The organism is Roseimicrobium gellanilyticum, from assembly GCF_003315205.1.
GTDB lineage: Bacteria > Verrucomicrobiota > Verrucomicrobiia > Verrucomicrobiales > Verrucomicrobiaceae > Roseimicrobium > Roseimicrobium gellanilyticum.
In genome coordinates this window covers 1-22,707 of record NZ_QNRR01000004.1, presented here as the reverse complement: position 1 = coordinate 22,707, position 22,707 = coordinate 1, and the positions used below count along the sequence as shown (strand labels likewise).

Sequence of the window (22,707 nt, the reverse complement as noted above, 5' to 3'; positions counted from 1 at the left end):
GGTATGCAGGCCCTGGGAGCGCTGGCCTCCGGCCGGCTGTATCTGCAGCAACAACCTTGCCTTTCCACTTAGAGACGTCTCCTGTTCAAGGAGCGGCACTGGCCTTAGTGCCGGTGGTCGGCCATCTGGGTGCGGAGCCTCTTGGAGAAGTTGCATTGCAGCCAGACACGCGATGCGACTACTTCCACACCACATCGCGTGCCAGCCTGCAGGACGGCACTAGGCTAGCGCCGCTCCTTGGACTGTCGGCTTTTCAAATGAAAAAACGAATCACCACGTTGCTCACTCATCACCCCCCTCTGCAGCCGCCTTCGCCTTCTTTCCCTTCTTCCTGCCGCCTTTCTTCTCAGGCGTGGGTTGTCCCTGCTCTGTATTCGGCGTGGGCATGGGCGCTTTAATTTCTTGCTGCCAGGCGTGCAGCTTCCCGAGCAATGCCGTGGTCTTCTCAGTCTCCGTCGCGGCAAGGTTCTTCGTTTCGCCAATGTCGTCCTTCAGGTTGTACAACTCCACCTTCTTGTCCTCCATGAATTCCATCAGCTTCCAATCACCGCTCACGATGGTAGCCACCGGCGTGGTGCGCCAGGAGTTCTCGCCCGCGCCGAGGTAGCCGGGGAAGTGCTGGAAAATCGCCTCGCGTTTCAGCGTGGCTCCGCCATCACGGAAGAGCGGCACGAGGCTTTCACCATCCAGCGTCTGGCCCTCGGGCGCTGTGCCCTTCGCAAGCTCTACGAGTGTGGGGAAGATATCCACGTGAATCGCAGGCACATCGCTGGTGCTGCCAGGCTTCACCACACCCGGCCAGCGCACGACGAAGGGCACGCGCGTGCCACCTTCATACAGGCTGCCTTTGCCGCTGCGCAGTGGCGCGTTGTCGGTGATGTCGCCCGCCTTCTTGATGCCTTCACGCGCATAGCCACCCACGCCGCCGTTGTCACTGGTGAAGATGAGCACGGTGTTCTCCGCGAGTTGGAGCTTCTCCAGGGTATCCATCACGCGCCCCACGCTTTCGTCCACGCTGGCGATCATGGCCGCATACGTGGGATTGTCATGGCCTCCCGCGGGGGCCTTGGGTTTGAAATGCTCGATGAGGTCCTTCTTCGCCTCATGCGGTGAATGCACTCCGAAGTGTGGCAGGTAGAGAAAAAAGGGCTTGTCCTTGTGCCGGGTGATGAAGTCGACGGCCTTGGCCGTGAGGAAGTCGGCAAGATAGGCTCCCTCAGGCACTTCCACCTTGGGATTGGTGTTGAAGTTGAAATGCTTCCCCATGCTCACCATGGCTTCATCGAACCCACGCTTGCCGGGATGATGTGCGCCATCGTTGCCGAGGTGCCACTTGCCGAACATCCCCGTGGCATAGCCCGCGGACTTGAGCGACTCCGCCACGGTCTTCTTCTCCAGGGGGAGGGAATCGAGATTGTCCACCGGACGCAGGGGACGCGAACGCCAGTTGAAGCGGTCGATCCCACCCACCGTGTACACCCCGGTACGCGGACCGTACTGGCCGGTCATGAGCGCCGCGCGCGTGGGCTGGCAGTTCTGCGCCTGGTGGTAGCTCGTGAGCTTCATCCCCTGCTCTGCGAGACGGTCGATGTTCGGCGTCTCGTAGTACTGGCTGCCGAAGCAATGGACATCCGTGTAGCCCAAATCATCTGCCATGATGAAGATGATGTTGGGCGTGGTGGCAGGGGTTGCAGCAGTGGTGGTGGCTGAGGTCGCGAGAGCAGCAGCGCTGGCGAGAATCGCCGTGGCGCGGGTGATGGTGGATGCTGCGGTGGAGACGAGACGCTGGAACATCGCGGGTGAACGAAGGCGAGACCGGAATCTTGCGGGAATGTGTTCGAGCGGATGGAGCTCTCGCAGGGAGCGGCACTAGCCTAGTGCCGGTGGTCGGCAATGTGGGTGCGGAGCCTTTTTCTTGCCCTCACAAACACGCAAGGCGGCCATTCAAACGCCACATGGCGTGCCACCCTGCATGACGGCACTAGGCTAGTGCCGCTCCTTGGACTGTCGACCTTTTCACCTCACCAACGAAAACTCCCCGTCCCTGCGTTTCACAGGAACGGGGAGCCGAAAGGTTCACAGCTATCGCTGCTACCCGTTTACTTCAGCTTCGAGAGGTACTTCGCGGGATTCGCGTCGAACTTCTTGATGCACGGCTTGCAGCAGAATTTTACTTCCTGCCCCTCGTAGGTCTTGGTGACCACTTTGCCCATGCTACCGAGTTCATTTCCACTCACAACGCAGGTCTTCAGCGTATAAGGCTTCACATCTGCGGCTGATGCCGTGGCGGGGATGCTGGTGGCAACAAGTGCGGCACCAAGGAGAAGGGTGGAAAGGTAGGTGGTGAGTTTTGTTTTCATAATGGTGATGATGTCGGGGGGGTATTTGTCTGTTTCGTTTTTCGGTATCGATGACTGCAAAAAGGGTCATCAAAATCTAACTTCGAGACCAGCACCGAGGCCGTACTCGGAGTGGTACTGGGTGATGAGGGAGGCGGTGCGCGTGAGCGTGTAGGTCGCTCCGGCAGACCACTTCCACTCGGTGTTGGTGTCGTACTCGACCTGGCCGAAGGCAGCGAGGCGCGGGGTGATTTGGAACTCCTTCGCCAGTGCGAAACACGCATCGCCTTCGCTGTCGACACTGATGGTGGCCCAAGCCAGCAGCGGCAGGCGGTAGTTGAAACCGATGACCGCACGGTTCTCCGCATCGTCCTCATTGGTGAGGCGTGCGCCGATGAAGGCCTGGAAGTCCGCGTTGAAGTAGCGCTGGTAGAGCGCCTCCACTTCGTACTCGGTGTCATCCACATTGGCCCAACCAACTTCCCAGCCGAGCAGGATGTCGTCCTTGGGGTTCATCCAGGTGATGAGTCCCTCCGTCATGTGGGACTGGATGGAAGCCGCTCCCCAGATGTAGGCCATGTCATGGCTGTGCTCGCCCAAGCTGCCCATGGCCATGCTGCCATGCCTGTGAGCGCCACCGATGGCACGACCAAAACCATAACCATGGTCACCGGAAGCGATGCTGCTCTGCGCAGCCTCGCCCGGATTGTCAGCAGACGCGACGTTCGTATTCGCAGCAGGGCTGTTCGCATACTGAGGCATCGCGCCGTCCTCCGGTGCATAGCGGAACACGCGGGCCATGCCGGACATCATGTGATAGAGGATGTGGCAGTGGAACATCCAGTCGTGCGTCTCGTTCGCCTCAAACTCGACGGTGCGCGTGCTCATAGGGGGCACGTCCACGGTGTGCTTCAGCGGTGAGCGCCTCCCCTGCCCCATGAGCAGGCGGAAGAAGTGGCCATGCAGGTGAATGGGATGGTGCATCATGGTGTCATTTACCAACTCCAACTCGATGATTTCGCCCTTCTTGATATGGATGTAGGGGTCCTGGGCGATGGTCTTGCCATCGAAGCCCCAGATGTAGCGGTTCATGTCTCCCGTGAGCTTGAGCGAAATCTTGCGGCGCGGCAGGTTCTTCGGCAGTGTGGTGCTCCCGGGGGACTTCAGTACACGATACGGCGAGCCGGGACGCGGAAGATTCAGCGCAGCGCGAGGGTCATCCTCCTGCTCCTCCAGCGCGAGATTCAGCATCTCATCCATGGAGTACACATTGGCCTTCGGCGGATCAGCGGCAGGCTTGAGCTCACCGTTGCCAAAGAAAGCGGACGCATGGCCGCTGTTGTCCTGTGCCGTAGCACGCAGCTCGTACTGGCCACTGGGTGGCACGGTGACGATGACATCATACGTCTCCGCGATGGCCATGAGGAAGCGGTCCACCTTCACTGGCTCCACTGCGGGGCCATCTGCCGCCACGATGGTCATCGGACCTGCGGAGGAAGTCAGGAAGAAGTAAGACGCTGCAGAGGCATTGATGATGCGCAGGCGCACACGCTCACCCGGTTTCCCGCCAAGCTGCACGCTGCGCTGGCCGTTGATGAGGAAGGCATCGTATCCCACATCGGACAGATCCATGGGCGGCATCTTGGACCACTGGTTGGAGAGGTACTCCTTGAAGTGTCCGGACTGAATGGCACCGAGGATGGACTGCGCGTTGCCACGCTTCAGCCCAAAGTAGTCGCTGCCACGCATGAGCATGCGCTGCACTTCGTGCGGGTTGATGTTCGTCCAGTCGGAAAGCACCAGCACCTCCTCGCGGTCGGCTTTCACCGGTTCACCACCACGCGGATGCACCACGATAGACCCATACACGCCAATCTGCTCCTGCAGGTGCGTGTGCGAGTGGTACCAGTACGTGCCGGAATGCTTGAGCTGGAACTCAAACGTGTGCGTCTTCCCCGGCAGGATGGGCGGTGTCGTAATGTAGGGCACGCCGTCCTGCACATTCGGAAGGAGCAAGCCATGCCAGTGCGTGGAGGTCTCTTCGTTCTTCAGGCGATTGTGCACACGAATGCGCGCCCACTCGCCCTCACGAAAGCGCAGCGTGGGTCCGGGGATGCCGCCATTGATGGTGAGCCCGCGCACACGCTTGCCGGCGGGGCGGACGGTCTGTTCATCAATGTAGAGGTCATACTCCACGACCTTCGCGCCGGGAGGAGCCTTGAGCTTGCACTCGTCGCAGGCCAGGGCAGCGAGCGGGTGCAGTAGTGCCAACGTGGCGATGGCACGGAAAAGAGAGGTGAGGGAAAGGTGCATGACTGACTGGGTAGGTCTTGTCGAATCTGATCTGGAAGAGTGTGTCCCCATGACGGCCCACGGTGGGCGGGGGCGAGATCCAAGCACGATGCTGCCGTGAAGATGGCAACGCCTGGGCGCAATGCGTCTGTCAACGACGCAGGATCAGATCAAAATGGCGCAGAAAAGGACCGACAGCCGGACGTGCGGCGTGGCCTTTTCTGACGCATCAGTCGTGACAAAGCTGGACTGGGGCTCACTGATGGGAGCCGCAGGCTGGAGGATGTCTTCCTGAGCCTTCCAATACACGACGGGAATCACATCACGCGCGGACTGGGAGGGAATGGTGGGAGGTGCCGTGGGCTGCTGCTGTTCTGTGGCAGGAGCACAGGCACAGGTATTTTCTTCCTGTTCCACCTGCTGGACCCATGCACAGCAATCCATTTCGCATTTCGGTGTCGCCTCTGCCGCCATGCCCATGGCACGCAATCCCACCGCTCCAGGCAGCGCCTGAAGGAGGACAGCGATGATGAGGACGATGGAACGGAAATGACGCATGAACCGCGCTGACGATGTGGTCTCTACGAATGGATACGCACGAGGCCGGATATTGTTACAATACGGGCCAACGAGTTGGACGCAAGCGCGGAGGGTTTGTTCAAGGCTGAATGCACGAAAGCGGAGTTCAGCGGCCCTGGGAGCGCTGGCCTCTGGCCGGCGTGGTTGCGGGAACAAGGTAATGCGGCAACTTCGCGTCACGTGCGAGAATAACATACATCACGGGACTTCGGCGAGTCCCGCTCCCTGCGAGGGGATGCTGGGAGGAATAAGTGCATTCGTAAATAGCTCACGGCAGACCAAATACGCCGGCCGGAGGCCAGCGCTCCCAGGGCCAATGCGCGCGAACACACTGAAGGGAGCCAAAAAAGAAGGCGCCGGTCTCACAACCGGCGCTTTCAAATCTCTTTGGAGCAGTCTTCTACTGACTACTTACGATCTACTGCTTACTGAACACTGCCCACTCTCCCCTACTCCACCCGGATTCCCGGCAGCTTCCAGATCTTCTCGGCGTACTCACTAATGGTGCGGTCGCTGGAGAAGAAGCCGTTTCTGGCGGTGTTGAGGATGCTCATCTTGGTCCAGTTCGTGGTGTCGCGGTAAGCGGCATCCACCTTCTCCTGAGCCTGCACATAGGCGCGGTAGTCGGCCAGGACCAGGAAGGGGTCGCCTCCTTCGAGCAGGCTGTTGCGCAGCGGCTTGAAGTCCTCGGCATTGCCGGTGAAGAAGTCGCTGGCGATCCAGTCGATGACGTTGCGCAGTTCGGCGTCGTTCCAGTAGTAGTCCCACGGATTGTAGCCACGGGCGTGGAGTTCCTCCACCTCCTCGACGGTGAGGCCGAAGATGAAGATGTTGTCATCGCCCACCTCGTCTTTGATTTCCACGTTGGCGCCATCCAGCGTGCCGACAGTGAGCGCACCATTGAGGGCGAGCTTCATGTTGCCGGTGCCAGAGGCTTCCTTGCCTGCGGTGGAGATCTGCTCCGAGACATCCGCCGCAGGGATGATGCGCTCTGCGAGGGTCACGCCGTAGTTCGGCAGGAAGGCAACCTTGAGCTTGCCAAGGATGCGCGGGTCATTGTTCACCTTCTCCGCCACCGCGTTGATGCAGTGGATGATGTTCTTCGCAAGGTAGTATCCCGGCGCGGCCTTCGCAGCGAAGAGGAACACACGCGGCTGCATATCATACCCCGGATCCTGCAGGAGCCTGCGGTACAGGGTGAGGATGTGCAGCAGATTCAGGTGCTGGCGCTTGTACTCATGCAGGCGCTTGATCTGCACGTCGAAGATGGCATCCGCGCTGATGTCATAGCCAGTGAGCTTCTTGACGATCGTGGTGAGGTGCTCCTTGTGCTTGCGCTTGATGGCACGGAAGCGCTGCTGGAAGGCAGGATCCTCCGCGAAGGGTTCCAAGGCACGCAGCTTCGAGGCATCCTTCGTCCATGCATCGCCGATGGACTCGGTGATGAGGCTGGTGAGTTCCGGATTGCACACCATGAGCCAGCGACGCGGCGTGATGCCGTTCGTCATGTTGAGGAAGCGGCCCGGGTAGAGCTCATTGAACTCGGGGAAGAGCTTCGCGCGAAGCAGACGCGTGTGCAGCGCGGCCACGCCATTTGTAGCATGGCTGCCCAGTACGGAGAGGTGGGCCATACGCACCCGCTTGCCACCATTCTCATCAATGATCGAGAGCGCCTGCATCTTGCTGATGTCTCCCGGCCAACGACGTGACACCTCCTCCCGGAGAAACTTCTCGTTGATGGTGTAGATGATCTGCAGGTGACGCGGCAGCACCTTGTCAAAGAGGCCCACGCTCCACGTCTCCAGCGCCTCCGGCAGGAGGGTGTGATTCGTGTAGCTGAAGGTGCGCTGCGTGATGCTCCACGCCTGCTCCCACGGGAGCTCCTCGATATCCACGAGCAGGCGCATGAGCTCGGGAATGGCCACAGCCGGGTGCGTGTCATTGAGCTGGATGGCCACCTTGTCCGGGAACGCTTCCCAGCCCTGGTTGTCCCGCTTGTACCGGCGCATGATGTCTGACAGCGAGCAGGCCACAAAGAAGTACTGCTGCACCAGGCGCAGCTCCTTGCCGCTCTCCGTGGCGTCGTTGGGATACAGCACCTTCGAGACGGTCTCGCTCGCGGCCTTGTCATGAATGGCCTCGATGTAGGAGCCTTCGTTGAAGACCTTGAGATTAAAATCATCCGTCGCCCGGCTCTCCCACAGGCGCAGGAAGTTCACCGTGGCGGAGCGGTAGCCAATGATGGGGATGTCCCACGGCATGCCGACGATCTTGCGGCAGTTCTCCCACACCATCTTGGCATTGCCATAGTCATCGAAGTGCTGGGTCACATGACCGTAGAGGCTCACCTCCACCTTGTACTCAGGGCGCGTAATCTTCCACGGGCTGCCTTCGCGTGTCCATGCATCCGGCTGCTCCACCTGACGGCCATGCACAAACTCCTGGCGGAAGAGGCCGAATTCATAGTGGATGCCATAACCGACCGCCGGCAGATCCAGTGTGGAGAAGGAATCAAGGAAGCATGCCGCAAGACGGCCGAGGCCACCATTGCCCAGCCCCATGTCCGGCTCACGATTGATGATGGTCTCCAGGTCCTGGCCGAGGTCCGTGAGAGCCTCCTTGGCGGAGTCATACAGCGCGGTGTTGCGGAGATTGTTCTCCAGCAGACGGCCCATGAGGTATTCCAGGGAGAGGTAGTGCACGCGGCGCACATTCTTCGAGCGATGCGTGCGCATGGTCTTGAAGGATTGTGCCAGCGCACGGTCACGCACCGCCATGCAGGTGGCCCACCACCAGTGCATCTTCGTGGCGGTCTGCGGATCGTGTGCGAGGGTGAAAAGGAGGTGATTGCGAATGGAGGCCTTCATGGCCTCGGCATCGTTGTAGGCCGTGAGATCCAGGGGCTCGTTGTCAGTTGAGGGAGTGGTGCGCCACATGACTTTTCAGTGGGTGAGTGTGGTTCCTTGGGTTGGGAGATTATACCAGTCTGAACAAGGGAATGGGAATGCCGGAGTGCCGTGGCATTCACTCGGGATGAGCTTCGTGCCCGGCAGCGCGGTCGCGTGTCATCCATTTCGGGAGCTCACGGGGACCGATGAGCAGGGTGATTTCACCTTTGGGAGCTTTCACAGCATAGTGATCAAGCACGGACTGCGCCGAACCGCGCCTGAATTCCTCAAACATCTTCGTCAATTCCCGCGCGACCACCACAGGGTGTTGAGGATTCCGCTTCGCCACCATCTCCAAAGTATCCACCAATCGGTAGGGCGATTCAAAGTAAATGCTGGTGCATTCACGGTTCATGGCAGCCTCCAATTCATTGTCGCGCTGGCCCTTCTTGTGAGGAAGGAAGCCGCCGAAATAGAACGGTACCGTCGGCAGCCCGGAACCCGCCAGGGCAGTGAGCACAGCGCTGGCTCCCGGCACCACCTCGATGCGCAGCCCTGCGCCGATGGCGGCGAACACGAGTCGCTGGCCAGGGTCTGACACGGTGGGAAAGCCCGCATCCGACACGAGCGCAATCGTCTCCCCATTTTCAATGCGGCCCAGAAGTTCCGGGATGCGCCGCGCCTCATTGTGCTCGTTCAGCGAAATGAGCGGCACCTGCAATCCATGATGCTGCAGCAGATGGATTGTCCGCCGGGTGTCCTCACATGCCACGCAGGCTGCATTCTTCAGAGCCTCCACCGCACGGGCGCTGAGGTCACCCAGGTTGCCAATGGGGGTGGCGATGAGTTGCAGGCAGGGCGTGGCTTCAGAAGCTGGGGACGGGTCCGGCATGGGGAGATGGATGGACAAGCGATCCGCCAAGTCGGGGTGAAACGCAACGCAACAAAGCAGCAAAGGATTGAAATGCAGCGCACTGAAGAACTGTCGAGAGGCGCAGCTTCATCCAACTCATGTCCTTTGCTGCTTTGTTGCGTTGCGTTTCATCCTATCCGGTCAGAGCCAGGACTTGCTGCTCTGGACACAAAAAAACGGCGACCGAAGTCGCCGTTCTTGAGTGTGTGGTTCTGAAATGTTTCCGTCCAGCTTACCAGCCTTCCGAGACGGCACTCGCCATGGAAATGGAAAGGCGTTCGGCGGCATCCGCGAGGGCCTGACGCTCGGTGATTTGCAGGCTGGGGTCGATCACGATGTTCGAGGCGCCCTGCACTTGGCCCTTGAGGAGCTGCTCACCCGCGCTGGAGTCCACGGTGTAGTCGATGCGCAGACGCATGAGGAGTTCCGAGGAGCGGAGTGTATTGCTGCGCACGGCGCGGAACTGGCTGCGCTCGATGTCGGTGATGGTGGCGTTCAACACGGCATCAGCCTCGCCACGGGGGACGATCTGGTAGGCGCCGTCTGCCTGGAGCTTCTTGATGAGCGCATTGGTCACCAGCACTTCGAGGCGGGGTTCCAGCGTGTCGTTTTTGAAGGTGGGCACAGCCAGTTTGGTCACATTGGACATCTGGTGCGGCTTGCTGGCACCGAGCTGGTAGCCCGCGCAGTTCGTGAGGAGGGAGAGCGCCAGCGGTGCGAGGAAGAGGGCAAGCTTGTTCATGCGTTGCTTGGGGAGTCGTGTGGTTGCCGGGGAGTTGATGCCGTGAATGTGTCTGCTTGAGCGCCTGTGTGAGCCGGTCATGCCAGCTCACACAAGATCAGGATCAGGGCTTGGGAGCCTCAGGAGCGGCGGGCTTGGCCTGTTCTGCAGGCTTCGGAGCCTCAGCAGGCTTCTCAGCTTCCGGAGCCGGAGCCGGAGCCGGAGCCGGGGCCGGGGGCACTGGAGCGGGAGCAGGAGGCACAGGAAGGGACTGCGGCGCAGGCATGGGAGCGCCGGGGCTCGGAGGCACAGGCAGCAGCAGAGGCTTGTCTCCTTCCGCAGGAGGCAGCAGGGTGCCGGGAGCGGTGGGAGCCTGACCTTCACGAGTGGGCAGGTCGGGTTCGGTGAGGGGGATGGGCTTGAAGTTATCCGGCTCCACACGCATGGAGGGCTTGGAGTTCAGCTTCGCCACCACAGGAGCGGGCGGGCCTGCGTACTCGTCGCGGTTCTTCGTGTTCACCGCAGCGGGGACCACATAGCCTTCGCCAGTGCTCACACCACTCTGCTTCACGTCGTCAGGATTGGAGGCTGCGAGCGCAGCCAGACGGCGCTGGGCTTCGGAGACGGTCTCACCACCGCCGGTCTGCATCGCCTCGCTGTAGTAGATGGCGGCGGCCTTCGGCTTGCCCGCCTTCTCATAGAACTTGGCGATGGAAAGAGCATTGGCAGATTGCGCAGCGCGACCTTCGGTGATCAGGCTGTCGGCCTCCTGCACGCGCTCACCAGTAGGGTTGATCGCCTTGTAGGTCTCCATGGCATCTAGAGCGACGCCAAGATTCGAGGCATCCTGTGACTTGCGGGCGGCGGCGGCGCTGATGGCGCCGATGCGGAACTGCGCCTCAGAAGCGAGCTTGGTGTTGGGATAGTTATCCACCACCATCTGGTAGGCCTGGTTGGCCATGGGCTTGTCGCCATCATCCTGGTACACTTCGCCAATGGCGAACTGCGCGTAGGGAGCATACTTGCCGTAGGGAGAGTTGCGGATGACGCCCTGATAGAGCTTCACGAGATCGCTCTTGTCGAGCTTCATCGGGATCATCAGGAGAGAAGGCTGCTTCTTGCCGGCCTTCGCTTCTTCAGCGATTTCAAACTGCTGTTGCACGGCCTCATCGAAACGAGCGCTCTGGCGGTAGTCGGTGATGAACTTCTGGAAGGAGTCGTATGAGTCCTGCAGCTTGCCACTGCGGCGCTGGAGCGCGGCCAACTCAAACTGGGCATTGGCCGCAGCGTTCGTGAAGCGATAGCGGCTCACCACATCCTTGTAGAGGCTGATGGCACGGCCGTTGTTGCCGGTGGAGGCAGCGGTCTTCGCATCGCGAAGCATGGCTTCCGCGGCGCCTTCCTGCACCTGACGCTCAGGGGCGCTCGGCACCACCTCGTCTTTTTTGTCGAACCACTTGAGAGGGTTGGCCTTGCCGAGGTCAAGCGCGCGTGCATCCGGCGCAGCAAGGAGGGCCACAGACGCTGCTGCAATCGTGGCACGAAGGACGGGCTTGGAATTCATCGCGCGGAGAGTAGTGGAGGGTTTGTAGGGCGTCAAGAAGGGGAATTTCGGGTTTCTAAAGCGAAAAGAGTGGCTACCACCAGTGGCCGAACTCGGCCCGGCGAAAGGCACGACTCGATAGCATGCCGGATGCCACGGAAGCAATGGCATAAGCGGGAAGCGCAGGCTCGGAAAGACGCGCCGCGATGGGAATGCAGATACCCGCCAGAGTCAGCAAAATGCCTCCGGCGACAATCATCTCCAGCACAGTGAAAATGGACAGCAACAGCGCCGCCACCAGTGCGCCACCCAGGCACGACCAGAAGGCATTAAGAAATGGCGCGGGATAGAGCCAGCACACCACACAGGCAGCGACCGCGGCGAGGATGGCAGTGACTGCCACCGACGCCGCGATGCCGGGCAATAAGTTGGGCCTGTGCGCCATAGAGAACCGTGCCCGACCAGGCCGGGCACGGGAAGCATTCCTTACAACTCCGCCACGATGGCATCACCCATCTCGGCGGTGCCCACCTTGCGGGTGTCGTCCGCGCCACTGTAGATGTCACCAGTACGCAGGCCGCGGTCGATGACGTGGCGGACGGCGGTCTCAATGGCTGCCGCTTCCTTCTCCAGGCCGAGCGAGAAGCGCAGCAGGAGGGCCGCGGAGAGGATCTGGGCAATCGGATTGGCAATCCCCTTCCCTGCGATGTCCGGGGCGGTGCCGCCGCTCGGCTCGAAGAGGCCGAAGTACAGGCCGCCTTCCTTCGCCTTGCCCAGGCTGGCGCTGGCGAGCATGCCGAGGGACCCGGCAATCATGGCCATTTCATCCGAAAGGATGTCGCCGAAGAGGTTCTCGCACAACACCGTATCAAAGTTCCGCGGCTGCTTGATGAGCTGCATGGCCGCATTGTCCACATAGAGGTGGGAGAGCTTCACATCCGGGTAGTCCTTGGCCACTTCTTCCACGGTGGCGCGCCAGAGGAGGCCGTTTTCGAGGACGTTCGCCTTATCGATGGAGGTCACGTGCTTGCGACGGCCCTGGGCGGCCTTGAAGGCGACGTGGGCGATGCGCACGATCTCGCTCTTCTTGTAGATCATGGTGTCGATGGCGGTCTCCTCGCCATCCTTTTCCCCGCGGAACTTGGGCTGGCCAAAGTAGAGGCCGCCAGTCAGTTCACGCACGCAGAGCACATCGAAGCCGCCAGCGATGAGTTCCTCCTTCACCGGGGAGGCGTGGGTCAGCGACGGGTAGCAGATGGAGGGGCGCAGGTTCGCGAAGAGGCCGAAGTGCTTGCGCAGGGGTAGAAGGGCGCCGCGCTCGGGCTGCTCATTCGGGGGGAGCTTTTCCCACTTGGGTCCGCCGACGGAGCCGAAGAGGATGGCATCGCTCGCCTCGCAGGTGGCCAGGGTGTCGGCCGGGAGGGCCTTGCCCTTGGCATCAATGGCCGCGCCGCCCACGAGCTCTTCCTTGAACTCAAACTGGGGGCCAAACTTTTCCGAAACGCGGGCCAGCACCTTGCGTGCCTCCGCCATGACTTCTGGACCAATGCCGTCGCCGGCGAGTACTGCAATCTTGTGAGCTTTTGCCATTATTAGGCGATAGCGAGAGGGTCGCGGGGTGCAAGGAGGTTTGCGGGGGAATGTTTGGCGTGGGGTTGCGATGAGACAAGTCCTCTTGGATAAGGAGAGGTGTTTGCGGAGTGGAGGCGGAGACAAGGCGACAGCCCAAGGATCGGGGGCACTCCTGCCCCGTGGTAGCGAGCCAATAGGGGTAAGATCATGGAGGCAGTACCTATCGGAGCGACTGGACGCTGGAGTCGCGACCCGCATTGGGGGCAAGAGTGCGCCCGATCCTTGGAGGCTGACGCCTCGCCTTTAATTTGTGGGTAATCCGGAGCCCTTGACCACCTCCCTTCCCGCCATCTAATTCATCCACACAACTCCACCATGTCCTTCCGCCGCAACAGCGATGCCGCACACGCTTGGAAAAGCTGGATGGTCCGACATCGCGACACCTTGCTGGAATGTGGAGTGCCTCACGACGTACTGGAACACGAACGCCACTGGACCTATTTCCTCGATCACGGCTACTTCACACCCGCCGGGCTTTCTGAGCCAGTCGTCAGCATTGACCTGATGGAAAAGAGCCAGCTCAAACGGCTGCACGCCCTTTTGAGTCAATGCGAGACCTACGAAGCTTGCTGCATCCTGCCGGACATCGGACATCTGCTGACGAAGAAAGGGTAATTGTCGACAGACACGAAGTCAGACTCATCCACAAAGCCCCAAGCCTGCTCGCCCCGAATGAAACGCATCCTCGCCAATTGCTTTCTCCTCGCCCTCTTCCTGACAACATCGTTGCCCGCCCAGGCGCAAACAAGCCTGCTAAGGCTCGCGGACTTCGAAACCGGTGACCTCTCCCAGCTGGGCACCCAGAAGGTAAAGGAAGACTCGCTGACCATTGTGACCTCTCCTGTCCGCGCGGGAAAATTCGCTGCGCGCACCCTGCTCCGCGCCAGCGACCCGGAGACCAATGGCGGGCAACGCGCCGAGTTCTCCGATGGCAAGCGGATCACGAAGATCGAGATGGAGAAGGAGTACTGGTACGGGCTGAGCATTTACATTCCGGAGGACTTCGTCGCTCCCACCAAGTCGAATGCGGTCCTCTTCCAGTGGCACACGCAACAAGGTGGCCCGAGCCCCGTGCTGGCCATCCGCGCGCAGGCCGAGAACTGGCTCATCACCGGCAATCCCTCACCCACCGAGAAGAAGCGCACGCTGGCACGAATGCCCTTTGAAAAAGGCCGCTGGACGGACTGGGTGGTGCATGTGCGCTGGTCGGCTGAGAAGAAGGGTTTCTGGACCATCTGGAAGGACGGCACAGAAGTGGTGCGCGAGCGCGACATCATCACGCAATATCCCGAGGCCCTCGGACCATACGCCAAGTTTGGCCAGTACCACAGCGTGGGCGAGGTCCCGCAGAACGTGGTATACTTCGATGAGTATCGTGTCGCCGGAGCGGATGGAAGCTATGAAGCGGTGGCGCCGCCGAATGGACCGAAGCGAGGAAGTGCAAAGCCAGCCCCGACGAGCGTTGGCTCCAAATAGGCCCAAACCCTGGCGGTTTATGTCTTTCCGGCAAAACAGCGACTCCTCTAGAGCGTGGAAGATCTGGATGATGCGTCATCGTAATGCGCTGCTCTCCTGTGGCCTGCCTCTAGTGCTGCTCGAAAACGAACGCCACTGGACCTACTTCCTTGAGCACGGCTACTACACGCCTCCGGGCTTTGCGGAGCCGGTTGTTAATATCGACCGGATGGAGAAAGGTCACCTGGAATCGCTCCTGAACGTTTTGGAAGGGACCAAGCATCATCTGGAGAGCGCAATAGTCAGCCGACTCAGTCACCTGCAAAACTCATGACACCAATGTCCCCACAAACTCCTGAAGAGATCAAACAACTGGTGGAGTCCGGACTGGAGGTCGCGACATGGATTCCACTACGGGAAGTTCTCGAACCGTATTTGACCGAACCCTATGTGCGGTCGCTCAGATGGCCCTATTCGAAACCAGTAATTGAGGTCACCTGCTGGATCGTCGCGGACCTCAGTCATCACCAGGAGGGATTGACCCTCGCCTACTCCAAATACGGTCATGGAAGCCACGCTCCATGGGGTATTGTGCTTGCAAGCGATACCCACATCGGACGCGACGACTCTTGGTTTGCCTATCTGGAGGATGCATACATCAACTGCGGAGCGTGGAAGGGCTCGCTCCCTGAAGAGTACGAGATACGGTAGATAGGAATTCAACTCCATCTCCGCCATGTCCTACAAGATCACACTCGCTCAAGCCGAACCTACATGGGTGGCAGTGGTACGTGACCGTGTGCAGGCACAAGACCTCTCACGCTTCGTCCCCGCAGCCTGTGGTGAAGTATGGAGCTTCATCCGTGCCGCCAAGCTTCCCAAACCTGGACGTCATGTGGCGGTGTACCTGGACGGACAGGAGCATGTCGAAGTCGGCGCCGAGGTCTCGGAGAAATTTGCAGGCAATGAACGCGTGCATTGCTCCCTGCTTCCCTCGGGCCGCGCCGTCACGACGACGCACTACGGCCCCTATGCAGGCCTTGGCGCTGCGCACGCTGCCATTCGCGCCTGGTGTGCGCAGCACGGACACCAATGCTCTGCGGTGTCCTGGGAAGTGTATGGACACTGGGAGGAAACGTGGAGCGCCGACGCGTCGCAGATACGGACGGATGTGTTTTATTTGCTGGCGTGAGGTTATCGACACGAGAACCTCGCTCAGGGCCTGCCTCCCTGAAAATTTCGGCAGGGTGCTGCTGCGTCGGCACCCAAATTTCCGTGGGCGGAGGTGGTGTGGAACATCTTCGCCATCTTCCCTGCGCACGACCTTACCCGCCCAGCTCCGCACCATCCAAAGCCCCACCTGATCAGGGTGCCGGCGCAGCAGCACCCTACCGAAAAATGCAGCACCTCGACTCCTGGAGCGATACCCTCTCCTCCATCGCGAGCTTCGACTATCATCAATCTCACCGGATCCATCGCCATGAGCGAGAACAAGATCACCATCCTCCACGCCGACCTGTCTCTCCCCGACCACCAAGAAGCGACGCTGTATCTGCTCAATGCCTACGCGATGGATCCCATGGGCGATGGGAAGCCACTCTCCGATGCCGCGAGGGCAGCGGTGATACCCGGGCTGCGTGAGCATCCCACGACGTTGGTCTTTCTCGCTTACCGTGGTGAGGCGCCCGTGGGACTGGCCATTTGCTTCCGCGGCTTCTCCACCTTCGCAGCGCGTCCGCTGGTGAATATCTCGGACTACTTTGTCTTTCCCGAGCAACGCGGCCTGGGCATTGGCAGGCAACTCCTCGGAGCCATTGAGCAGCACGCTCACAAACTGGGTTGCTGTCGGGTCACGCTGGAGGTGCAGGAGAACAACCATCATGCCCGGCGCGTCTATGGAGCAGCTGGCTTTTCCCAGGCCGTGCACGTTCCGGAAGCGGGTGGCGCGCTTTACCTTTCCAAGGAGCTGTGAAGTCAATTGCGCTTCCCGAGCATCCGTCGAAGTTGCGATTCAATGAGGGCAAAGCAGACTGTGACATTGATCGGCTGGATGTGGTTCGGCCTTGGCGTACTGGCATTCATATCCGGCTTGGGTGGCCTGATGATGAGCAGCCTGATGGATGTGCTCAGGGCCAACCCGCCAAAGAACACTGCCCCCCTTGACGGCATCTGGAATTATTACCGTCAGGCTGCGGTGGTGCAGGTGGTCCTGGCGCTATTCACCGCGTTCACGGCGTATAATTTTGTACGCCGGAAGCCATGGGCCCGAATCGGCATCCAGTTCTTCTCGGTTCTGACTGGCCTTTGGTTTGTGGGTTTCGGCATATTCTGGGTTTGCACCACATCGTCCCTCGCAGCTGCTCCGGGCTCGGAGCAAGTAGCTACGGCAGCGCGCATCTTCATGTCGGTCGCAGGTGGTGTCATGATGACCGCGTTGGCAACAGTCTTTGGATTCTGTGCGTGGTTCATAGGTCGGCCTGCTGTGAAGGATGAATTCCAACCGGCCAACCAAGCGAAGGCTGGCTCCTAGGAGACAAATCATCACCTTGGCTCCCGATGAAATTTCGATTATCGGTGCACGCCAGCCTCCCTTGTTCATGTTTGCATTCCTGCGCTCCCTGTTTCGCAAGCGTCGCGTAGTGCGTGGTTTTCCACCCATACCAAAGTGGAAGCCGAGCATCCCTATCGATCTCAATTCCGTGGCCGACCGGGCTGGCTACTACACCGATCATGAGAATGTGGTGGTCATCTTCAAACACGGCACGTGTGTGGTCCTCCATGCGAATGTCCGCAATCCCGAGGTGGAGGCCATGAGCGTGCTGGAACGGGTCTACAATTTTCATCCCGATTTCAATCCCCAGCTTATGGATGATGGGAACTGGCTCGTGAGCTTCTCCCAGCCCCACTGTGTCTCCCTCGTCACCAAGGCGGAATTTGAGAATCACCGGTCGTACATCCAGGACAACCATCTCCAAGGTCTGGTCCAGGGTGAAGTGCTGCTCAATGCAGAACAACAGCCCAACTCCTTCGATGAACCGGGCATGATTGGCCTCTTTGGTCGAGCCCGCATGTTCATGGATGCGCAGGATCCCGTGGTGGCGAGAATTCTGATGCCCAAGGAAGAAGTCTAGAACCAAGGGCACAAGCCGCATCAATCATGCCTCGCACCACCATCACGATTGATGGGGCTTGATGAGATCTAAACAGAATCTCCATGCCCCCTTGAGACCATTCGTCTTGAGATTCAGGAATCTTCACGGCAGAATCAAGCCCCAACCTTCCACCTCAATTTAGCCAACACCTTCCCCAAAGAAGAGGTGGCAATTCTGGCAGCGATGACCACACGAGAACAACTCAACTCCAAGCTCGGCAATGCGCCAGAGAACCTTGTCTCCCACTTTGAAACGGGACATTTCCTTTCCCGGCCAGAGTCACGCATCCATTGCATGCCCCTTCCGCAGGCTCTTGAATACACCTCACATGTGCTGGCATTGCCCATCGGGGATCATTTTGGATTATTCGCACTGCATGACGGCCAGGACTCCAATCCCCATTGCTACGTGTCCAGAGGCCCCTGCTCCGGCAGCATCTTTCATCTGATGCATGATGGAGACTGCCGCATCACCCATCGCTCCCTCGAGTCATTTCTGACCGCGCTCAACGCCCTGTCCGATCACGAAAGCATCGATGACTTGAAGGAGGACACGGATCTGTTCTTTGATACGATCCCCACCATCCAGGGATTGCTGTCACGCGACGAGGACATCGATATCCTGCTTCCGGTCTATCTGCCGGTCACAAAAAGCATCCCGGGCGACCTGAAACACCAGCTTGCCACGTCGAGGGATTTCTATGTCCGGGAGGCCATCGCAAGCTGGTTGAACCTCCGGGGCACCCGTGAAGATTTGCCTCTGGCCGAGCTCCTGGCTGCTGATAACTATGGCCAGGTAGCACGCCCCGCCAAGCTGGCTGTTTCGAGGCTTCAGCAACTGTAGCCAGCAGGCAAGCCCGCCCCATGACTCCCCCATTTCCCAGTCGCGAGGAACTCCGCAGTCGAGGCTACGATCCTGCAACTCTCGACCAGTATGATCAATGGCGGGAAGCGAATCGTGAGGCGCAGGCACTGGCAGCGAGACTGCCGGAGGTGTTCGGTGATCCGCCAAGGCCCAAGATCACACTGAGTGTGGCGCGAGGCTACGATGACGAATGGAATCTAACGGAAGAACGCATCGCAGAACTCTCTGCGCAGGATCCAGAACAGCACTGGACCGAAGTCTCCCCGGAGGCTGTGCGAGGTTCCCAGGAGTACTTCACCTTCTCCGATGCGGAGGGCTGGAGATTCTATCTACCTGCCTTCATGCAGGACTACCTGACGGAGTTTCCCAACTACGGCTGGGACGCGGTGTACCTGGCCTTTGTTTCACGGAAACACGTCGATCTTCTCACCTCGGAACAATTGGCGTTTCTCGATGAGTTCATCGCCCTTTGCCAGAAATGGCTACCCACATCAGATCTTCCGGTTGCACCTGACCAGTTTCTTCGGCTCAAGGGACTGCTATAAAGGTGATTCCAGCGCAGACTCGCGAGACTCCCCCCTCCTCATGCCTCCCCCATTCCCCAGTCGTGAGGAACTCCTGAGCCGTGGCTACTGGCCAAAGACTGTAGAGGAGCTCTACGACCTCTGGCAGGAAGCACATCGTGAAGCCCTGGCTTTAGCAGCACGGTTGCCGGAGGTGTTCGGTGACCCGCCCAGGCCTGCCATCACCCGGAGCGTGGCGCGGGGGCTCGATGACGAATGGATACTCACGGAAGAGCGCTACACCGAACTCCTTGCACAGGACTCTGAGCAGCACTGGATGGATGTCACGGCGGAAGATGTGAAAAACTGCCAGGAATATTTCAGCTTCTCCGATGCGGAGGGCTGTCGATTCTATTATCCCGCCTACTTGAGACACTATCTGGAAGGCTTTCCGCTGTACTGGTTCACAGCAGTCAGGGAGGCGTGCATCTTTCGAACTCACCTCGAACTCCTCTCTGAAAAACAGTTGGAGTTCATCGATGAATTCATGAAGCTTTGCGCGACCTGGGAAAACTGAGGGAAACCCACCATGCGTGTCTTCATCTCCTCCGACTCCCATTGGGAAGCGAAGCTCTCCCATGCCACGCGCACGCTGGATGAGCAGCATCACTTCGAGAGTCGCGACTATGGTCCCGGACTGACCGGTCTGACCATCATCCTGAACTGCCGGGACCCGGAACTGGGTCACAAGCAGCGGGTGCGTTTCACCAAGGCGGACAGGACGCTGGGCATCGATGTCATGCTACGCTTGGAGGACTTCACCCGGGTGCCACACCAGCATCGCCGGCAACTCATCTCCCAAGGCCTGCTCACCGAAGTGCCACGCATCGTGAGGAAGTACGCCATCCCAGACTTCGATACGGAGAGATTCCTCACGGATTTTGAAGGCTACATCACGGACTGCTTGCTGGGACCGGAGGCAGGAAGATTTGACCATCTTTGCCTGCCTTGAAGGGCGATGCCTCCCCTACGCCTCCGAGATCTCCCGGAACAACCACGTGCGTGCGTACACCCACCAACGCTTCGCCGTGGGCACGGAGATGTCGAGCACTTCGGAGACCTCTTCCAAAGTCATGCCGGTGAAGTAGCGGAGCTTCACGAGTTCCGCCTTTTCAGGTTCCACGTCCGCGAAGCGATCGAGCGCCTCGTGCACTGCGAGCAGTTCCTCATCCTTCACAGGTGCGGCGACTTCCACATCATCCACGTCCACATGCTCACTGCCCGCACCGCGGCGCTGGGCGTGGCGCTTGCGCGCCCGGTCCACCAGGATGCGGCGCATGGCCTCCGCAGCGGCGCCGAAGAAGTGGGCGCGATTGGCAAAGGGTTGGTCCCCCAGGCGCATCCAGGCCTCGTGGACGAGCGCGGTGGGCTGGAGCGTTTGGCCGGGTTGCTCGCGCGCCATCTTCGCGCGGGCGATCATCCGCAACTCCGCATACACCTGCGTGAGAAGGGCGTCGGCCGCTTCAGGCTCGCCGCGACGTGCAGCATCGATGAGCAGTGTGAGGTCAGCCATGGCTGGGACAGGATCGCAGAATCCGGGCCGGTGGCCAAACCATTTTTATCCATGAGAACTTGAATCAAAACATTCCCGCCCTCTCGTCGCGGCTGAGGTGGATCTGCGCTTGAAGGAAAGGCGCCGCAGGTTCGGCTGGTTGCGGAGCATCTCGATATTACGAGCGCTCCCAAGGACCGTCAGCACTTCAAGCGTGGGAACCTTGAGGAAGCCGGAGAGAGTCCGACACTGGAGTTCCAGTCCTCGCAGTGAGCCGCAGTTGGTTGCTGGCGATGAGGTCAGCCAAAGGTCAGGCGCTTGATGCGCAGGACGATCTGCTTCGCCAGCCCACCCTTTCCTGCCGCGATGGCATGACCGCGCTGAAACGCCTCAATGTCCGCCCTGAAAGCCGCCACACTCGGGTATCGCCGCTCCTTATCGAGCGCGAGAGCCTTCATCACCATGGATGACAGTGCGGCCGGCACTCGACCTTCAGCGAGGTGCGGCAGTGGCGTGGGAGACTTCACCTCTGAGACGGCCCTTCCCTCCCAGGGTGGGTGCAAAGTAAGGATGGCATAGAGCACACTTCCAAGGGAGTACACGTCCGAACGCTCATCGAGATCATGGGTAAGCCCCATGACCTGTTCCGGCGACCTGTAACCAGGCAGACCCGTCCCCCCTTGCAATGCAGGTAAGGCGATGCCCGAGAACTCCTCAGCGGGACCCTCTCGACGCGCCTTCTCCTCCCTGCGCTTCACGTTCGCTTCGCGCAGGGATACTTTCCGGGGAAGCTTGAGGCCGGGCGTCACATGGCGCACGTGAACCTCCTCCAGGTGCTGCGAGTCGAGCACCTGGGCAGCACCCCAGTCCATCACCAGCACCTCGCCGGACCCACCAATCATCACGCTCTCCGGCTTGAGACCGCCGTGGATGATGTGCCTGCTGTGGGCGAATGTGAGAGCCTCACACACCTTGCCGTGGAGTGTGAGCAGTCTATCCAGCGTGAACTCACGCAGAGTCTCGGGCTCCTTGCGGCGCAGTCCCTCGATGACTTGTTGGAGGGTGCGCTCCCTCTCCATCTTCAGAGCGTAACACGGTCGCCCCCCGGCATCTTGACCCAGATCGCAGACCTGTACGATGTTCGGATGGGAGAGCCGCGCGAGCACGGCTGACTCATGAATGAAACGCTGCCACTGGTGCACTGCCGAGTCAGTGACTGTGGGATGGATGGAGGTGCTCATTCCAACCCCTCATGCGCCAACGCCAGACAAAAGAGCTCAACAATTCATGAAATATTCTTTCAGAGCGAGAAGTGGCTGTCTTCTGAACGCCCACGAAGGAATCGCAACGAAGTGAAGGGCCATTTGAAAGGCGGGTCAGAGCTCGCTTTTCGCCACGCAAGCGGCGTCACATTCCGGGGTGAATGCGACATTCATGGGAAACCCAGACATCACCACCATGACCCGATTCAAGCAATTCCTCAAGGAGTGCGAGGTACGCAAGTTTACCAAAGCTGACTACACCCTGCCCAGCATGCCCAAGGATGGGAAATTCATGCTCGACGGCATGGCCCAGCGAAATGCCTCCAAGAACTCGGCGATTGCACTGAAGGCTCACTACACGGAGACGCTGGAGCTCACTTCACACAACTCCGCCAGCGAACCTTGGTACTCGGACCGGGGCATCCTCTTCATCGTTTGGAATGGAGACCTCACCATCGATGGAGACTTGCTGGACGATGACTTTGGCATGAAGCCACTGCTCATCATCAAAGGGAATCTCACCGTGCGGAACTGGCTGCGCGGAGGCATGGACACGTTTGTGGGTGGGAATGTGAAGGCATCGGGATTCATCATCGGCCACTACAATGACTCCGCCTTGTTCGTCGGCGGCGACCTCACTGCGGCTGGCTACATTCCGCGAGCAAAGCCATACAAGGACCTGCCGGACATCGTCCCGCATCAGATCGTGGGGAAGGTGGATGCGAAAAAGTTCGACAATCTGAACTCCACGAACGAGACCGTGAAAGCGGCCTTCGTGGAGGAAGCGCTCGTGAAGGATGGCGAGGACATCTACATCGATGAACGCGCAATCTTCGAGCGGTCAGACAAGGGGCTGCCGGTGTGGAAGTGAAAGGCAAATAATGCTGCGGCGGTGCCAGCAAAGTAGTTTCGGCTTCAGCCCAATGCCATGAAGGAAAATGCGGGGTATTTTACCATGGTATGAGCTTAAACTCGAAGTGACCATTGCGGGAGGAGCGCTCATGGATACGTG

Annotated in this window: 25 protein-coding genes; 13 read left to right on the top strand and 12 right to left on the bottom strand. The window is 59.7% G+C overall.

Annotation, left to right across the window (positions count from 1 at the left end; all coding sequences use genetic code 11):
* Nucleotides 1-282: 282 nt before the first annotated feature.
* From DES53_RS12585 to leuB, 10 genes are all read right to left on the bottom strand, one after another.
* Nucleotides 283-1,794 carry a sulfatase gene (locus DES53_RS12585; RefSeq protein WP_113958633.1) on the bottom strand — a complete coding sequence of 504 codons (1,512 nt, stop codon included), beginning with the start codon at nucleotides 1,792-1,794 and terminating at the stop codon, nucleotides 283-285.
* A gap of 305 nt (nucleotides 1,795-2,099) precedes the next feature.
* Nucleotides 2,100-2,360, bottom strand: a complete 261-nt coding sequence (locus tag DES53_RS12580) for a YHS domain-containing protein (protein ID WP_113958632.1) — start codon at nucleotides 2,358-2,360, stop codon at nucleotides 2,100-2,102.
* Between the two features lie 69 nt (nucleotides 2,361-2,429).
* Nucleotides 2,430-4,652: a multicopper oxidase family protein gene (locus DES53_RS12575; protein WP_170157064.1), complete on the bottom strand. Its 2,223-nt coding sequence runs from the start codon at nucleotides 4,650-4,652 to the stop codon at nucleotides 2,430-2,432.
* Nucleotides 4,653-4,796: 144 nt separating this feature from the next.
* Nucleotides 4,797-5,189 carry a hypothetical protein gene (locus DES53_RS12570; protein WP_113958630.1) on the bottom strand — a complete coding sequence of 131 codons (393 nt, stop codon included), beginning with the start codon at nucleotides 5,187-5,189 and terminating at the stop codon, nucleotides 4,797-4,799.
* A gap of 470 nt (nucleotides 5,190-5,659) precedes the next feature.
* The gene (locus tag DES53_RS12565) at nucleotides 5,660-8,146 is read right to left on the bottom strand and encodes a glycogen/starch/alpha-glucan phosphorylase (protein ID WP_113958629.1); all 2,487 of its coding nucleotides are present in this window, start codon (nucleotides 8,144-8,146) and stop codon (nucleotides 5,660-5,662) included.
* 88 nt (nucleotides 8,147-8,234) lie between these two features.
* The gene (gene rsmI / locus DES53_RS12560; RefSeq protein WP_113959058.1) at nucleotides 8,235-8,990 is read right to left on the bottom strand and encodes a 16S rRNA (cytidine(1402)-2'-O)-methyltransferase; all 756 of its coding nucleotides are present in this window, start codon (nucleotides 8,988-8,990) and stop codon (nucleotides 8,235-8,237) included.
* A gap of 253 nt (nucleotides 8,991-9,243) precedes the next feature.
* A complete protein-coding gene (lptE, locus tag DES53_RS12555) occupies nucleotides 9,244-9,753 on the bottom strand; it encodes an LPS assembly lipoprotein LptE (protein WP_170157063.1) in 510 nt (169 codons plus the stop codon).
* 103 nt (nucleotides 9,754-9,856) lie between these two features.
* Nucleotides 9,857-11,332, bottom strand: coding sequence for a tetratricopeptide repeat protein (locus tag DES53_RS12550; RefSeq protein WP_170157062.1), 1,476 nt, complete (start codon nucleotides 11,330-11,332; stop codon nucleotides 9,857-9,859).
* A 37-nt stretch (nucleotides 11,333-11,369) separates the two neighbouring features.
* On the bottom strand, nucleotides 11,370-11,720 hold the full coding sequence (locus tag DES53_RS12545) for a hypothetical protein (protein WP_113958626.1): 351 nt from the start codon (nucleotides 11,718-11,720) through the stop codon (nucleotides 11,370-11,372).
* Nucleotides 11,721-11,761: 41 nt separating this feature from the next.
* Nucleotides 11,762-12,865: a 3-isopropylmalate dehydrogenase gene (leuB, locus tag DES53_RS12540; RefSeq protein WP_113958625.1), complete on the bottom strand. Its 1,104-nt coding sequence runs from the start codon at nucleotides 12,863-12,865 to the stop codon at nucleotides 11,762-11,764.
* A 357-nt stretch (nucleotides 12,866-13,222) separates the two neighbouring features.
* Here leuB and DES53_RS12535 point away from each other — a divergent pair, with 357 nt between their 5' ends.
* From DES53_RS12535 to DES53_RS12485, 12 genes are all read left to right on the top strand, one after another.
* Nucleotides 13,223-13,522, top strand: a complete 300-nt coding sequence (locus tag DES53_RS12535) for a hypothetical protein (RefSeq protein ID WP_113958624.1) — start codon at nucleotides 13,223-13,225, stop codon at nucleotides 13,520-13,522.
* Nucleotides 13,523-13,579: 57 nt separating this feature from the next.
* On the top strand, nucleotides 13,580-14,383 hold the full coding sequence (locus tag DES53_RS12530; protein ID WP_113958623.1) for a polysaccharide lyase family 20 protein: 804 nt from the start codon (nucleotides 13,580-13,582) through the stop codon (nucleotides 14,381-14,383).
* Nucleotides 14,384-14,450: 67 nt separating this feature from the next.
* Complete coding sequence (locus DES53_RS32520; RefSeq protein ID WP_170157061.1) at nucleotides 14,451-14,696, top strand: hypothetical protein; 246 nt, start codon at nucleotides 14,451-14,453, stop codon at nucleotides 14,694-14,696.
* Nucleotides 14,693-15,073, top strand: a complete 381-nt coding sequence (locus DES53_RS12525) for a hypothetical protein (RefSeq protein WP_170157060.1) — start codon at nucleotides 14,693-14,695, stop codon at nucleotides 15,071-15,073. The genes DES53_RS32520 and DES53_RS12525 overlap by 4 nt, the downstream gene beginning before the upstream one ends.
* 25 nt (nucleotides 15,074-15,098) lie before the next feature.
* A complete protein-coding gene (locus DES53_RS12520; RefSeq protein ID WP_113958621.1) occupies nucleotides 15,099-15,554 on the top strand; it encodes a GyrI-like domain-containing protein in 456 nt (151 codons plus the stop codon).
* A 288-nt stretch (nucleotides 15,555-15,842) separates the two neighbouring features.
* A complete protein-coding gene (locus DES53_RS12515; RefSeq protein WP_147263377.1) occupies nucleotides 15,843-16,334 on the top strand; it encodes a GNAT family N-acetyltransferase in 492 nt (163 codons plus the stop codon).
* Nucleotides 16,335-16,394: 60 nt separating this feature from the next.
* On the top strand, nucleotides 16,395-16,892 hold the full coding sequence (locus DES53_RS12510) for a hypothetical protein (protein ID WP_211325531.1): 498 nt from the start codon (nucleotides 16,395-16,397) through the stop codon (nucleotides 16,890-16,892).
* A 67-nt stretch (nucleotides 16,893-16,959) separates the two neighbouring features.
* Nucleotides 16,960-17,493, top strand: coding sequence for a hypothetical protein (locus DES53_RS12505; protein WP_113958618.1), 534 nt, complete (start codon nucleotides 16,960-16,962; stop codon nucleotides 17,491-17,493).
* Between the two features lie 315 nt (nucleotides 17,494-17,808).
* On the top strand, nucleotides 17,809-18,357 hold the full coding sequence (locus DES53_RS12500) for a hypothetical protein (RefSeq protein WP_147263375.1): 549 nt from the start codon (nucleotides 17,809-17,811) through the stop codon (nucleotides 18,355-18,357).
* A 20-nt stretch (nucleotides 18,358-18,377) separates the two neighbouring features.
* On the top strand, nucleotides 18,378-18,923 hold the full coding sequence (locus tag DES53_RS12495; protein ID WP_113958616.1) for a DUF6714 family protein: 546 nt from the start codon (nucleotides 18,378-18,380) through the stop codon (nucleotides 18,921-18,923).
* Nucleotides 18,924-18,963: 40 nt separating this feature from the next.
* Nucleotides 18,964-19,458 carry a DUF6714 family protein gene (locus DES53_RS12490; protein WP_113958615.1) on the top strand — a complete coding sequence of 165 codons (495 nt, stop codon included), beginning with the start codon at nucleotides 18,964-18,966 and terminating at the stop codon, nucleotides 19,456-19,458.
* 12 nt (nucleotides 19,459-19,470) lie between these two features.
* Entirely contained in the window at nucleotides 19,471-19,893 is a 423-nt protein-coding gene (locus DES53_RS12485; RefSeq protein ID WP_113958614.1) for a hypothetical protein, read from the top strand.
* Nucleotides 19,894-19,908: 15 nt separating this feature from the next.
* Here DES53_RS12485 and DES53_RS12480 read toward each other — a convergent pair whose 3' ends face one another.
* Together DES53_RS12480 and DES53_RS12475 are read right to left on the bottom strand one after the other, a co-directional pair.
* Nucleotides 19,909-20,454 carry a sigma-70 family RNA polymerase sigma factor gene (locus tag DES53_RS12480; RefSeq protein WP_113958613.1) on the bottom strand — a complete coding sequence of 182 codons (546 nt, stop codon included), beginning with the start codon at nucleotides 20,452-20,454 and terminating at the stop codon, nucleotides 19,909-19,911.
* 278 nt (nucleotides 20,455-20,732) lie between these two features.
* Nucleotides 20,733-21,674, bottom strand: coding sequence for a serine/threonine protein kinase (locus DES53_RS12475; protein WP_113958612.1), 942 nt, complete (start codon nucleotides 21,672-21,674; stop codon nucleotides 20,733-20,735).
* Between the two features lie 217 nt (nucleotides 21,675-21,891).
* Between DES53_RS12475 and DES53_RS12470 the strand changes: the two genes are divergently transcribed.
* Nucleotides 21,892-22,566, top strand: coding sequence for a hypothetical protein (locus DES53_RS12470; RefSeq protein ID WP_170157059.1), 675 nt, complete (start codon nucleotides 21,892-21,894; stop codon nucleotides 22,564-22,566).
* The last annotated feature ends 141 nt before the right edge of the window (nucleotides 22,567-22,707 follow it).